The following is a 14,027-nucleotide window of genomic DNA, read 5'->3' as shown; positions in this document are numbered from 1 at the left end:
CGCTCAGTGGCTGAGGCCGCCCAGCAGGCTCGACACGAGGGGCAAGCCGGTGGTGCCGGTCGTGCCCGTAGTGGCGCTGCCTGCCGCACCGGTGGCGCTGCCGAGCAGGCCGGTGACCGGCGTGAGCACGGTCTTCACCGGCAGTGCTCCGCTGCCGCCACCGGCGGCACCGGCGGCACCGCCGAGGCCGCTGGTCAGGCTCGACACGAGGTTGGTCACGGGCGCCAGCGGGTTCGAGCTGCTGGAGCTTCCGCCGAGGCCGCCCAGCAGGCTGGTGACGGGAGACAGAGGATTGCCGCCCGTGCTGCCGCCGGTGAGTCCGCCGAGCAGGCCGGTCACCGGCGCCAGCGGATTGCTGCTGGCGCCGCTGCCCGTCAGGCCGCTGAGCGGCAGCGAGCCGAGCAGGCCGCCGAGCGGATTGGTGGTGCTGCCGTCGCCATGCAGCAGGACGCCCGCGCCGGCCACGGTCCTGCCCGCTTCGGTGACGACGCCGCCCAGGCTCGACACCAGCGGCGCATTGCTGTTGGTGACCAGGCTGCCCACGCTGGCCAGGTTGTTGCCCACGGTGCCCAGCAGGCTGTTGACCGGCTGGCCGAGGCCGGTGGCGGCGCCGATGCCCTGGGTGGCATTGGTAAGCTGCGTGGTCAGCGGTACGATGGCCTTGCTGGCCGTGCTGGTGAGCTGCGCCACCGGCCCGGTGGACAGCACGCTGCCGAGCTTGCCGCCGCCATCGGCGACGACCGCCCCGACCTGGCTCACCAGGCTGCCGACCGGCGTGGTCACCGGCGCCAGCGGCGACAGCGTCTCGGTGCCCAGGCCGGTCACCACATTGCCTGCGCTCGACACCGTGTTGCCCAGCTTGGTCACGACGTTGCCGGTGCTGGCTACCGTCACGCCAAGCGGATCGCTGACCGAGCCCATCTTGCCCAGGCCATCGCGCACCCCGGCGCCGAGCGCGCCCACCGCGCCGCCGGCATTGGCCACGGTATCGCCCAGCGCATTGCGCGCGGCGGTCGGCACCACCGGCAGCGCGGTGTTCTGCAACTGCTTGCCGATATCGGTGACGGCATTGCCGGCGGCGATGACGGTATTGCCGGCGCCGCTGGACACCTGGCCGAGCGGCGTGCTCTGCGTCGTCACGTTCGGCGGATTGACGGGCGTGGTCGGCGTGGTCTGGGAATCCTGCGTCGCGCCGCTGCCGGAGCCGCCGGAAGAGCAGCCCGCCAGCATGGCGAGGGCCGCGGCACAGGCAAGTGCCAGCACGCGCTGCGCGGGTTGCGTGGAAATGGGTCGGATCGATGCGTTCATGGTTTTCTCCTTTGTCTCCCCCGCCACGTCTTTGCCAAGGGGGCGCTGTCTGATCGGTGCGGCTGGTCCGCGGGCGAGTTCGCCGCCCCCTGCGCGATCGCCCTGGTCAGGCGGGTTTCGCATCCGAATCACCCCGGGGTGCAGACTCGTCGGAGTCCACAGCCGCAAGCAGCGTGCCAACCACGCCGAGCGCATCGGCGGCGGCCCGGCCCGCTACCCGCGCGGCCTTGCGCCATGCGGCTTCCCCGACGTTAAGGGGGGTTCTCACGGGCATGCAAAGAGCGGTGCCCGACAGCTCGGCGGACGTTACGTGCTACGTAACATGTTCCCCTCGCCACGAAACACACCAGCGCATGGCGATGCGGCAGCCCCGCCATGCCGTCGCCGTGTGCAGCAGACCTGCGAGCACGCCGATGTTTCGGAGATTGGCCGCGACGTTACGTAACACGTAACGGCGGAACAACCGCTCGCGACCGTTTCAAACCACCCTCAACGATGCTTGCCTGCCAGCCGTAAACCCTTGCAGCACAAGGCATTGCGGCCAACCGCCCGGCGTCGCCGCCCGGCCCGGCCAGCCGCCGCGCACGCGCTGGCACAGCGTTTGCGCTCTACCCCGCCACACGCGCCGCAAACAGGGCGCGCACACGTCAAGAGATTCACATCCATTTCGAGGGGTAGAACATCATGCGCAAACAACACATCGTCCTGGCATCGCTGCTGACCACGCTGCTGGCACTGGGCGGCTGCGCCAGCGGCAGCGGCTCCACCTCCCTCGGCACAGACTCCGGCGGTAGTTCGAGCACGGGCAGCAACGGCACGGGCAGCAACGGTAGCGGCAGCAACGGAACGGGTGGCAGCGGCAGCAACAACGGTGGCAACAATGGCGGCAACAACGGCGGCAACAACGGCGGCTCCACCACTTCGCTGACGCCCACCAGCTCCATCGTCAACAGCACCGGCTCGGTCGTGAACGCGGCCGGCAGCACGGTCGGCCAGCTCGGCCAGGCGATCTCCGGCGCCAGCCTGCCGGTGGTGTCGTCGCAGACCCAGACGGGCCTGGGCAACGCGGTCAGCTCGCTTGGCGCCGCCGTCAACGCGCTGGGGACCGGCCTGCAGAACGGCCTGGGCAACATGCCCAACGCGGCCAACCCGCTCGGCACGACGCTGGCGAGCACCGGTAATGTGGTGAACCAGGTCGGCAACGCCGTCAGCAACGTCGGCAGCGCGGTCAGCGGCCTGGGCAGCGGCCCGCTCTCGCCGCTGGCGCCGGTGACCACGCCGGTCGGCTCGCTGGTGACGCAGCTGGGCGGCACGGTGGGCAACGTGGGCACCCAGCTCGGCACCGTGCTGTCGACCGGCCCGGTCGAACAGCTCACCAGCGGTGTCAGCAAGGCCATCGTGCCGCTGACCTCGCAACTGACCAGCACCACCCAGACGCTGGGCGCCGCGACCGGCCTCGGCCAGCCGGTCAACGGCCTGCTGGCCACGGTCGGCGGCGCGCTCGCCGTCGCCGGCACTTCGCTCAAGCAGACCAATACGCCGGTGGTATCGGGCGTGGGCGGCATCGTGACCGGCACCGGCACCACGGTCGCGTCGCTGGGCGGCGTGCTCTACAACGCCAACGGCAGCAGCTCGGGCAGCAGCCCGCTGGCACCGGTGACCAGCCTGCTGGGCGGCCTCGGCGGCCTCGGCGGCCTGGCCGGCGGCTCGGGCAGCAGCTCGGGCCCGCTGGCCCCTGTCACCGGCCTCGTCTCGGGCCTGACCGGCAGCCTCGGCAGCGCTACCGGCGGCAGCGCCGGCAGCGGCCCCCTGGCGCCGGTCACCAGCCTGGTCTCGAGCCTGACCGGCGCCCTCGGCAGCGCCACCGGCGGCAATACCGGCAGCGGCGCGCTCGCGCCGGTCACCAGCCTGGTCGGCAACGTGGTCGGCACGGTCACCGGCGCGGTCGGAGCGGTGGGGTCGGTCGGCAGCACCGCCGGCGCCGGCGGCGGTGCACTGGCGCCGGTGACCAACCTGGTCTCCAGCCTCACGAGCGGCGTCGGCGCCGCCACGTCGGGCAGCACCGGCAGCACCGGCAGCACCGGCGGTTCGTCCGGCACGTCGGGCAGCGGCGGCGCGCTGGCGCCCGTCACCAACCTGCTCGGCGGCCTGCTGGGCGGCCTGGGCGGCAGCAAGCACTAGGCGGCACGCCGGCGCCGCGGGCGCCGGCGGTCACCGGCAAGGCAATCAGGAAAGCAGTCGATCCGTAGAACAGCGCGATGGCCGCAAGGAGAAGGCGGGGACAGCGGCACCCCCGTCTTCAGCGGCACATCGCGTCATAGCCGCGACACTTTAGAAACAGGGGTATCACCATGCGAGCACGTACTCGTGTCGCCACGCTTTTGATCGGCCTCGGCGTCTGCCAGGCCTCTTATTCCGATCCGCGCAGCCCGGTCCAGGGCGACCCGACCCAGACCCTGCCGAAGATCGAGCCGAGCCGGCCCGCCGGCAGCAACGTCACGATCCAGGTGGAACGTCCCGATGCCGCGCTGCAGCACCTGCTGCAAAGCCGGCTGACGCCGCAGAAGTTCCAGATCGAAGGGGTCAAGACCATCCCCTTCGCCGAGATCGCCGCGAAGTTCGCGCCGCTGGCCGGCCACGAGATCACCGTCGCACAACTGCTGGAAGCCGCCAACGAAGTCACGCAGATGTACCAGCAGCGCGGCTACCCGCTTTCGTTCGCCTTCGTGCCGGCGCAGACTTTCGAGAACGGCAACGTCCTGGTCACGGTGGTCGAAGGCTATGTCAAGACCATCACCATCCGCGGCAAGGCCGGCGCGGCCGAGGACCGCCTGCGCGCGATCGGCGAACGGCTGATGCAGGACAAGCCGCTGCGCCGCGAGACCTTCGAACACTATGCCAACGTGCTCGGCCTGCAGCCGGGCATGCAGGTGGCGGCCACCGTGCAGCCGCCGCAGACCACCGATGGCGCCTGCGAGCTGGTGCTCGACATCAAGCGCAAGCCCGTCACCTTCGGCACCGGCATCGAGTACATGTCGCCGGGGCTGCGCGCGATCTCCACGCTCACCGCCAACAGCCTGTCGCCGCTGGGTGAACAGGTCTCGGTGTCAGCCCTGTTTCCCAAGGGCCCGAACAAGGAAGAGTACTACGCGGCCAACTACGCGCAGCCGATCGGCACCGAGGGCATGGTGGCGCGCGTGACCGCCTCGCACTACCGCGGCGTGCCCGAGAACGCGACGCTGGCGCCGCTCGGCATCGATCCGCGCTATGTCAACGACAACAAGCGCATCGGCGCCAGCCTCGCCTACCCGCTGCTGCTCAGCAACGCGCAGACACTGATCGCCACCGGCGGCATCTACGGCGTCGACCAGTTCGAACGCTATACCGGCACGGCCACCGGGCAGCAGGTGACACTGGGCACGCGCGTGCGCGTGGTCAGCGCCGAGGCCAACTACGTGCAGCGCAGCCAGGGCCAGACGCGCACCCTGATGCTGGGCCTGTACCAGGGCATCGCCGGGCTCGGCGCCTCGCGCGAGAACACTACCAACGACCTCAGCTTCTTCCGCACCCGGCTGCAGGCCTCGCAGTCGAACGACCTGCCGGCCGGCTTCGGCATGACCGTGTCGGCGGCGGGCCAGTTCAGCGCGCAGCGGCTGGCCTCGAGCGAACAGATCAGCTTCGGCGGCCGCATGTTCGGCCTGGGCTATCCGGCCGGCGAAGTGGCGGGCGACAAGGGCTGGGGCGCCTCGCTCGAATTCAATCGTCTGTTCACGCTCGACATGGCCTACCTGAAGACGGTCCAGCCCTACGTCATCGGCGACATGGCGCGCGTGCTCTCCAACAGCGTTGTGCTGACGCACCGCTCGCTGGCCTCGGTAGGACTCGGCGTGCGCTTCTCCGACCGCCGCTACTACACGCTGGACCTGTCGATCGCACAACCGGTCGGCGACAAGCCCATCAACGCGTCGCACCGCTCGCCGCGGCTGAACGCGATCTACTCCTACCAGTTCGACTGAGGCCCGCCGGGGCCGCGCGCCGGCTGCCTCGGCCGGCGGCCCCGCCTCGCGGCATGCGCATGACGTGGTGGCGGCAGGTGATGGCACAGGCCGGCGCAGGATGCCCGCACGTGCTTCCACCACCACGTCAAGTGCAGGCCTTGTCATCCATTCTCGATACATAGACGACACATCGGCCCTGGATGTATCACTTGACTTACATCCAGGCAGCAAATGATAATCCTTCTCATTCTTAATATGATTCACAAAACTAAAGAGGGAAGGATCGTGTCGACTGCAGTGGTTGTCAGCAGAAGCAAGAGGAAGCACGCCGTTCCGCGCCTGACCGGCGCCGTCGGCATGGCGGTGGCGGCAACACCGGTGGCCGCGCAGTCGGCCGGCAGCGCCACGGTGGCCGCGGCTGAACTGCCGGCGGTGACGGTCAGCGGCACGGGCGACAGCAACTTCAAGGTCGACTCCACCTCTTCGATCAAGAACCCGGACAAGTTGCTCGACACGCCGCGCTCGATCACCGTGATTCCGCAGGAAGTGATCCAGAGCACCGCCTCGGCCAGCCTCACCGACGTGCTGCGCACCGTGCCCGGCATCGCCTTCGGCGCCGGCGAGGGCGGCAACCCGGTCGGCGACCGCCCCTTCATCCGCGGCTACGACGCGCAGGCCAGCACCTTCCTCGACGGCTTCCGCGACATCGGCTCGCAATCGCGCGAGATCTTCAACGTCGAGACGGTGGAAGTGACCAAGGGTCCGGCCGGCGCCTACGACGGCCGCGGCTCCGCCGGCGGCAGCATCAACATCACCAGCAAGGCGCCGCGCCTGGAGAACTTCGCCGAGGGCAATGTCAGTCTCGGCAACGCCGACTACAAGCGCGCCACCGCCGACGGCAACTGGAAGTTCTCCGACCACGGGGCCTTCCGCCTCAACGCCATGGTGCATGACCAGGACGTGCCGGGCCGCGACGTGGCCAACCAGTCGCGCTGGGGCATCGCGCCGACCGTCGCCTTCGGCCTGGGCACCGACACGCGCCTGACGCTGGCGTACTACCACATGCAGTCCAACGACATCCCGGACACCGGGATCCCGTACAACAACCCGACCTTCAACCGGCGCAGCGACAGCATCGCCCGTACCAGCTTTGCCGGCGACGGCTCGCCGATCAGCGTGCCGCGCAACACCTACTACGGCCTGGCCAACCGCGATTTCCGCAAGGACCAGACCGACATGGGCACGATCCGCTTCGAGCACGATTTCAGCCCGGCGCTCAAGTTCCGCAACCAGACGCGCGTGGCCCGCACCCACCAGGACTTCATCTGGACCCAGCCCGACGACAGCCAGGGCAACATCTACTACGGCATGGTCTGGCGCCGCGCCAACACGCGCGTCTCCACGGTCAACACCATCGCCAACCAGACCGACCTGTCCGGCACCGTGCAGACCGGCTTCGCCAAGCACAAGTACGCCTTCGGCATCGAGTTCGCGCAGGAGAAGAGCGAGAACGACAGCTACAACGTGGCCACCGGCAGCAACCGCTGCCCCAGCGGCCCGGGCGCCGCCGGCAGCTACAACTGCACCACGCTGCTCAACCCGAATCCCTTCGATCCGTGGTCCGGCGCCATCTCGCGCGCCAACAACCCGACCAACTCGAAGACCAACACGGCGGCGGTCTACCTGTTCGACTCGGTCGAGCTGGGCAAGCACTGGCTGGTCAACGGCGGCATCCGCTACGACCGCTACGACGCCAACTTCACCTCCGCCGCGGACAGCAAGGGCGTGCGCACCGACTTCGGCCGCACCGACAATCTGTTCAACTACCAGTTGGGCATCGTCTTCAAGCCGGTCGAGACGGTCAGCCTGTACGCCTCCTTCGGCACCTCGTCGACCCCGGCAGGCTCCTTCCTGACCCAGGGCAGCGACGGCAATGCGCTGGGCCCGGACCGCAGCGGCAACATTGGCGCCATGCTGGCGCCCGAGAAGAACCGCGCCTACGAAGTGGGCGCCAAGTGGGAGCCGCTGCAGCGGCGCCTGGCCCTGACCGCCGCGCTGTTCCGCATCGACACCACCAATGCCCGCATCACCTTGCAGGACGGCACCGCGGCCATGGCCGGCGACAAGCGCGTGCAGGGCTTCGAGCTGGGCTTCTCCGGCAACGTCACCAACGACTGGGCGGTGTTCGGCGGCTACACCCACCTGAAGAGTGAACTGCGCAACGCGGGCGGCGCCGGCGCGGCATTCGGCCTCGCCAACGGCACCTCCTTCCCCAACACGCCGGACGACAGCTTCAGCCTGTGGACCACCTACCAGGTGCTGCCCAAGTTCACGCTGGGCGGCGGCGCCTACTACGTATCCAAGATCTGGGGCAACGAGTCGACCAACAAATGGGTGCCGTCGTACTGGCGCTTCGACGCCATGGCCAGCTATCGGGTCAACAAGAACCTGGCGCTGCAGCTCAACGTGCAGAACCTGACCGACAAGGTCTACTACAGCCAGGCCTACGCTAGCCACTACGCCACCATGGCGCCCGGCCGCGCCTTCATCTTCAGCGCCAACGTGCGCTTCTGAACGCCCGACCGGCCCGACCGCCTGCGGCACGCGCCGCGTGTCCGGTGCCCCGGTCCTGCCTTGCGGCGGGGCCGGGGCGCTTGCCTTCTCCGCCATGCTCGACCTGCCCTTCCGCCCCGCCACCCCCGGTGAACTCGAACAGCTCGGCCCCGCCGCCCTGCGCGACAAGCTGTGCGGTCCCGCCGCCCAGGCACTGCCCTGGCTCGGCGCCGCCGCGCTGGCCGGCCATCTCGACGCGCAGGCCCTGCTGGGCCAGTGGTTCCTCGCCGGGCGCGGACTGGCGCGCGACGAAGCGCGCGCCTTCGCCTGGTTCAAGCATGCCGCGCACGCCGGCCACGCCGGCGCCGCCAACCTGGCGGGACGCTGCTACGAGAATGGCTGGGGCACGCCGCAGGACGCGCACGCCGCTGCGCGCTGGTACCAGCTGGCGGCGGAGCGCGGTTCGGACTGGGGCATGTACAACCTGGCCACCGCGCTGACGCTGGGCCGCGGCGTCGCACCCGAGCGCGCGCAGGCGCTGGACTGGTACCGGCGCGCGGCGGCACTCGGCCATACCAAGTCGCTCAATATCATCGGCGGCTTCTACGAAGACGGCTGGGAAGTCGAGCGCGACCTGGCCCAGGCGGCCGAGCACTACCGCCGCGCCGCCGAGGGCGGCGACTTCCGCGGGCAGTTCAACCACGCGCGCCTGCTCGCGCTGCAAGGCCGCGAGGCCGAGGCCGGCAGGTGGATCCGGCGCGTGCCGGACAGCGCCACGCCCGCCTTCCTCGAGAAGACGCTGGCCTACCTGCGCGAGGCGCCACAGCCGGCGCTACGCCGCCTCTACGGCCCGCTGCACGACGCCTTGCCGCACGCCGCGCGCGGCTGAGCGCCGCGCCGCTCCCGCCGCGCTCGCTCAGTCGACGCGGAAGCCGATCTTCAGCGTCACCTGGAAGTGCGCCACCGTACCGTCGACGATGTGGCCGCGCATCTCCACCATCTCGAACCAGTCGATATGCTTGATGGTTTCGCTCGCCTTGGCGATGGCATTCTGGATGGCCTTGTCCGTGCCCTCCGGCGAGGAACCGACGATCTCCACCAGCTTGTAGGTATGGTTTGACATGGCGCCCTCGTCTTGGCTGCAATGCGGTGACGGCACACGGCCGCGCACCACAGCAATGGGGCCGCGCGCGCCGCGCCGTCTCCATCATAGGCAGCGTCGCGGACAATGCCCAGCCGCAGCGTGCCGTGCCGGCCGTGCTCAGGCCGCCGCCGGATCGCCGCGCTGGCGGAAATAGGCCTCGAAGAACTCCACGCAGACGCGGATCTTGGCCGAGGTGGTCAGCCGCGACGGATAGACCGCCCAGATATTGGCGTCCTGCCGGTAGTCCGGCAGCACCTGCACCAGCGCGCCGCTGGCCAGCTGCGGCCCGACGTCCCAGGTGGAGCGCAGCGCGATGCCGTGGCCGTCCACCGCCCAGCGCACCACGATCTCGCCGTTGTTGGACGACAACGGCCCGGTCACCTTGACGGTCTGCTCCTGCTGTCCGTCGCGCAGCTTCCAGACCCCGAAGGGGTGGTCGCGCTCCTTGATCACCAGGCAGTCGTGGCTGGCCAGTTCGGCCAGCGTGCGCGGCTGCCCGCGCCGGGCCAGGTAGGCCGGCGCCGCGCACAGCACGCGATGGTTGGAGCCCAGGCGCCGCGCGATATGGTGCGGGGCGATCTCGTCGCCCACGCGGATGTCGAGGTCGAAGCCGTCGGTGGCCACGTCGACCAGGCGGTCGAACACCTCGAAGCGCACCTGCAGCGCCGGATACTGCCGCACCAGCTGCGAGATGGCCGGTGCCACCACGTTGCGGCCGAAGCCGAAGCTGGAGCACACCCGCAGCAGGCCGCGCGGGTTGCGCCGCGTGCTCGACACTTCCTCGTAGAGGTGGTCGATATCGTCCAGGATGCGCTGCGCCAGCGCGTAGACGCGTTCGCCGTCCTCGCTGACTACCACGCGGCGCGTGGTGCGGTGGAAAAGGCGCACGGAAAGCGCCGCCTCCAGCATATGGATGCGCTTGCTGATGTAGGCCGGCGACACGCCCAGCGCCTCCGCGGCCGCGGAAAAGCTGGACCGGCGCGCCACCTCGATGAAGACACGGAGGTCTTCGTTGAGCAGTTCATTCTTCACGGATCGTGTTTTATCGCTTCACGATCCGGCTGATTATATTCCGCCGGGCCGGCTTTACCATGGCTGCCGATCCCCCTACTGCGAACCGGATTCCTCCATGACCTCATCCCCCAAGGCCCCGCTGCGCATCGCCGTCATCCCCGGAGACGGCATCGGCAAGGAAGTGATGCCGGAAGGCCTGCGCGTGCTCGAGGCCGCCGCGGCGCGCTTCTCGCTCGACCTGGAATTCGTCCACTTCGACTGGGCCCACTGCGATTACTACCTGCAGACCGGCGCGATGATGCCGGCCGACTGGCGCGCGCAGCTGGAAGGCTGCGACGCGCTGTACTTCGGCGCGGTCGGCTGGCCCGACAAGGTGCCCGACCATGTCTCGCTGTGGGGCTCGCTGCTCAAGTTCCGCCGCGAGTTCGACCAGTACGTGAACCTGCGCCCGGTGCGCCTGTTCGAAGGCGTGCCTTGCCCGCTGGCCAACCGCAAGCCCGGCGACATCGACTTCCTGGTGGTGCGCGAGAACACCGAGGGCGAATACACCTCGCTGGGCGGCCGCATGTTCGAAGGCACCGAGCGCGAGGTGGTGCTGCAGGAATCCGTGTTCAGCCGGCACGGCACCGACCGCGTGCTGCGCTACGCCTTCGAGCTGGCCCGCGCGCGCCAGCGCCGCCATTTGACCGTGGCCACCAAATCCAACGGCATCGCGGTCAGCATGCCCTACTGGGACGAACGCACCGATGCGATGGCGGTGCAGTATCCCGACGTCGCCGTCGATCGCCAGCACATCGACATCCTGACCGCGCGCTTCGTGCTGCAGCCCACGCGCTTCGACGTGGTGGTGGCCTCCAACCTGTTCGGCGACATCCTGTCCGACCTGGGCCCGGCCTGCGCCGGCACCATCGGCCTGGCGCCCTCGGCCAACCTGAACCCCGAGCGCCGCTTTCCCTCGCTGTTCGAGCCGGTGCATGGCTCCGCGCCCGACATCTACGGCAAGAACATCGCCAACCCGGTCGCCATGATCTGGTCGGGCGCGCTGATGCTCGATTTCCTCGGCGGCGCGCGCGCGGGGGACGGCGCGCCTGATGCGCGTTTCCGCCAGGCGCACGACGCCATCCTGGGCGCCATCGAGACCGTGCTGGCGCAGGGCCCGCGCACGCCCGACCTGGGCGGCGGCGCCAGCACCACCGAGGTCGGCGAAGCCATCGCCCGGCTGGTCGGCGCGGGCACCGCGGCCGACGCGCTGGCCGCCTGACCCCTCCCCCATGCGCCGCCGAGGGCGGCCACGGCGCATGGCACCTGCTTGCCCCATCAAGGCCCCCCACAGGAGACAGACATGCAAGACAGCGCATTCAAGCCGGGGCGCCGGCAACTGCTGCTCGGTGCCGCCGGCACCCTTGCCGGCATGCTCCCCGCCGCGTCCGCGCTGGCGGCCGAGAGCGACTATCCTTCGCGTCCGATCACCTTCATCTGCCCGTGGCCGGCCGGCGGCACCGCCGACGTGACCATGCGCGTGCTGATGCAGTTGGCGGGGCGCGAGCTGGGCCAGTCCATCGTGGTGGACAACCGTGCCGGCGCTTCCGGCATGATCGGCACCAAGGCACTCGCCAACGCCCGCCCGGACGGCTACACCATCGGCCAGATCCCGCTCTCGGTGACCCGCTTCTCGCAGCTCGGCGTGGTGCAGATGGACCCGCTCAAGGACCTGACCTACCTGGCGCGCGCCTCGGGCCAGACCTTCGGCATGGTGGTGCGCAGCGACGCGCGCTTCAAGACGCTGGCCGACCTCGTGGCCTACGCCCGCGCCAACCCCGGCAAGGTCAACTACGCCACCGCCGGCGTCGCCGGCCAGACCCACGTCGGCATGGAAGAGTTCGCGCTCAATGCCGGCATCAAGCTCAACCACATCCCCTACAAGGGCGGCGCGCCGGCCCTGTCCGACCTGCTCGGCGGCCAGGTCGACCTGCTGGCCGACTCCAGCTCCTGGGCGCCCTATGTGGAACAAGGCAAGCTGCGCCTGCTCGCCACCTGGGGCGCGCAGCGCCTGCCGCGCTTCGGCAGCACGCCCACGCTCAAGGAACTCGGCTACCACGTGGTGATGGATGCGCCCAACGGCATCGGCGCGCCGCGCGGACTCGACCCGAAGATCGCGCTGAAGCTGCGCGAGGCGCTGCGCCGCGCCATCCTCAGCACGGAATTCAAGGCGGCCTGCGAGAAGATCGATGCCATCGTCATGTACCAGGACGCCGACGAGTACCGCAAGTTCGTCGCCGACAACTACGAACACGAGAAGAAGCTGATCGAACGGCTCAACCTCAAGCAGATGCTGGGCTGATCACCAGCGCCACACGAAGAAAGCCCGATGACCACCGCCACCCAGGACACCACCAAGGACCTCTCGCGCGCGCTGATCCGTCTGCACGCGCGGGACAATATCGTGATCGCGCGCGCGCCGCTGGCGCTCGGCCAGAACGTCGAGGTCGACGGCCGCGTGCTGCGCCTGCGCGCCCAGGTGCCGGCGGGCCACAAGGTGGCCGCCGAAGCCATCGCCGCCGGCACGCCGGTGCGCAAGTACGACACCGTGATCGGCCTGGCCGCGCGCGCTATCGCGCCGGGCGAGCACGTCCATGCGCACAACCTGCGCTTCGTCGAGTTCGAGCGCGAGCCGGCCTTCTGCACCGACGTGCGCCCGGTCGACTACGTGCCCGAGCACGCGCGCGCCACCTTCCAGGGCATCGTGCGCGCCGATGGCCGCGTGGGCACGCGCAACTACATCGGCATCCTGTCCTCGGTGAACTGCTCGGCCACCGTGATCCGCAAGATCGCCGAGTGGTTCACGCCGGAGCGCCTGGCCGGCTTCCCCAACGTCGACGGCGTGGTGGCCTTCCAGCACAGCAGCGGCTGCGGCATGTCCTCGCCGAGCCTGCACTTCGACGTGCTGCGCCGCACGCTGGCCGGCTACGCGCGCCACCCCAACCTGGCCGGTGTGCTGGTCGTCGGGCTGGGCTGCGAGCGCAACCAGGTCGCGGACCTGGTCGATTCGCAGGCGCTGCGCGACGGCGAGGGCGGCACCCTGCTGCGCACGCTGGTGATGCAGGAGACCGGCGGCACGCGCGCCACCATCGAGGCCGGCGTGGCAGCCGTGCGCGAGATGCTGCCGCGCGCCGACGCGGCGGTACGCCAGACGGTGCCGGCCAGCCATATCAAGGTCGGCCTCGAATGCGGCGGCTCGGATGGCTTCTCCGGCATCACCGCCAATCCGGCGCTGGGCGCGGCCATGGACATCCTGGTGCGCCACGGGGGCACCGCCATCCTGTCCGAGACGCCCGAGATCTATGGCGTCGAGCATATGCTGACCCGGCGCGCGGTGACGCCCGAGGTCGGGCAGAAGCTGCTCGACCGCATCGCCTGGTGGAAGGAGTACACGCGCGGCCACAACGGCCAGTTCAACGGCGTGGTGGGCCCCGGCAACCAGCAGGGCGGCCTGGCCAACATCTTCGAGAAATCGCTCGGCTCCGCCATGAAGGGCGGCACCACGCCGCTGCAGGGAGTCTACGAGTACGCCGAGCCGATCGACCGCGCCGGCTTCGTCTTCATGGATTCGCCGGGCTACGATCCCTGCGCCGTCACCGGCCAGATCGCCAGCGGCGCCAACATGATCCTGTTCACCACCGGGCGCGGCTCCATGTTCGGTTCCAAGCCCGCGCCGACGCTGAAGCTGTCCAGCAACACGCCGATGTTCGAGCGGCTGCGCGACGACATGGACATCAACTGCGGCCGCGTGCTCGACGGCGAGCTGACGGTGCAGCAGATGGGCGAAGAGATCTTCGCCCATCTGCTGCGCGCCGCCTCCGGCGAGACCACGCGCAGCGAGGCGCTCGGCCTGGGCGACGGCGAGTTCGTGCCCTGGCACCTCGGCATCGTCAGCTGAGCGGGCCCGCGCCGCGCAGCCGCCCCCCCTGCTTGCACCACCACCGCGCGGCCCTGCCGCGCGGCACCCTTTC

10 protein-coding genes are annotated in these 14,027 nt (G+C 69.9%); 7 read left to right on the top strand and 3 right to left on the bottom strand.

Translation table 11 applies throughout. The features are described from left to right. Positions 1 to 3: 3 nt before the first annotated feature. Positions 4 to 1,308, bottom strand: a complete 1,305-nt coding sequence (locus tag BKK79_RS26210) for a collagen-like triple helix repeat-containing protein (RefSeq protein ID WP_071039237.1) — start codon at positions 1,306 to 1,308, stop codon at positions 4 to 6. Between the two features lie 684 nt (positions 1,309 to 1,992). Here BKK79_RS26210 and BKK79_RS26205 point away from each other — a divergent pair. The 4 genes from BKK79_RS26205 to BKK79_RS26190 all read left to right on the top strand — a co-directional run bounded on the left by BKK79_RS26205 (position 1,993) and on the right by BKK79_RS26190 (position 8,748). Continuing rightward, positions 1,993 to 3,489 (top strand): collagen-like triple helix repeat-containing protein, encoded by a 1,497-nt coding sequence (locus BKK79_RS26205; protein ID WP_071039236.1) that lies wholly within the window; start codon positions 1,993 to 1,995, stop codon positions 3,487 to 3,489. A gap of 170 nt (positions 3,490 to 3,659) precedes the next feature. Next, a complete protein-coding gene (locus BKK79_RS26200) occupies positions 3,660 to 5,324 on the top strand; it encodes a ShlB/FhaC/HecB family hemolysin secretion/activation protein (RefSeq protein ID WP_071017372.1) in 1,665 nt (554 codons plus the stop codon). Between the two features lie 339 nt (positions 5,325 to 5,663). Further along, positions 5,664 to 7,880: a TonB-dependent siderophore receptor gene (locus tag BKK79_RS26195; protein ID WP_084085182.1), complete on the top strand. Its 2,217-nt coding sequence runs from the start codon at positions 5,664 to 5,666 to the stop codon at positions 7,878 to 7,880. Positions 7,881 to 7,974: 94 nt separating this feature from the next. After that, a complete protein-coding gene (locus BKK79_RS26190) occupies positions 7,975 to 8,748 on the top strand; it encodes a tetratricopeptide repeat protein (RefSeq protein ID WP_084085180.1) in 774 nt (257 codons plus the stop codon). Positions 8,749 to 8,775: 27 nt separating this feature from the next. Here BKK79_RS26190 and BKK79_RS26185 read toward each other — a convergent pair whose 3' ends face one another. Both BKK79_RS26185 and BKK79_RS26180 read right to left on the bottom strand, forming a co-directional pair. Beyond that, positions 8,776 to 8,982, bottom strand: a complete 207-nt coding sequence (locus BKK79_RS26185; protein WP_071017376.1) for a dodecin — start codon at positions 8,980 to 8,982, stop codon at positions 8,776 to 8,778. Between the two features lie 138 nt (positions 8,983 to 9,120). Then, on the bottom strand, positions 9,121 to 10,035 hold the full coding sequence (locus BKK79_RS26180) for a LysR substrate-binding domain-containing protein (protein ID WP_071039234.1): 915 nt from the start codon (positions 10,033 to 10,035) through the stop codon (positions 9,121 to 9,123). A gap of 97 nt (positions 10,036 to 10,132) precedes the next feature. On the opposite strand from BKK79_RS26180, the gene BKK79_RS26175 reads away from it, so the two are divergent. The 3 genes from BKK79_RS26175 (at position 10,133) to BKK79_RS26165 (ending at position 13,954) form a co-directional block, all read left to right on the top strand. Further along, entirely contained in the window at positions 10,133 to 11,278 is a 1,146-nt protein-coding gene (locus BKK79_RS26175) for a tartrate dehydrogenase (protein ID WP_071039233.1), read from the top strand. An 81-nt stretch (positions 11,279 to 11,359) separates the two neighbouring features. Further along, the gene (locus tag BKK79_RS26170; protein ID WP_071039232.1) at positions 11,360 to 12,358 is read left to right on the top strand and encodes a Bug family tripartite tricarboxylate transporter substrate binding protein; all 999 of its coding nucleotides are present in this window, start codon (positions 11,360 to 11,362) and stop codon (positions 12,356 to 12,358) included. Between the two features lie 27 nt (positions 12,359 to 12,385). Then, on the top strand, positions 12,386 to 13,954 hold the full coding sequence (locus BKK79_RS26165; protein ID WP_071039231.1) for a UxaA family hydrolase: 1,569 nt from the start codon (positions 12,386 to 12,388) through the stop codon (positions 13,952 to 13,954). Positions 13,955 to 14,027: the final 73 nt, after the last annotated feature.

Origin of the sequence: Cupriavidus sp. USMAA2-4 (genome assembly GCF_001854305.1) — a bacterium.
GTDB classification, from domain to species: Bacteria; Pseudomonadota; Gammaproteobacteria; order Burkholderiales; family Burkholderiaceae; genus Cupriavidus; species Cupriavidus malaysiensis.
Note: the sequence above shows the minus strand (reverse complement) of the source record. Positions and strands in the feature narration are given on the sequence as shown.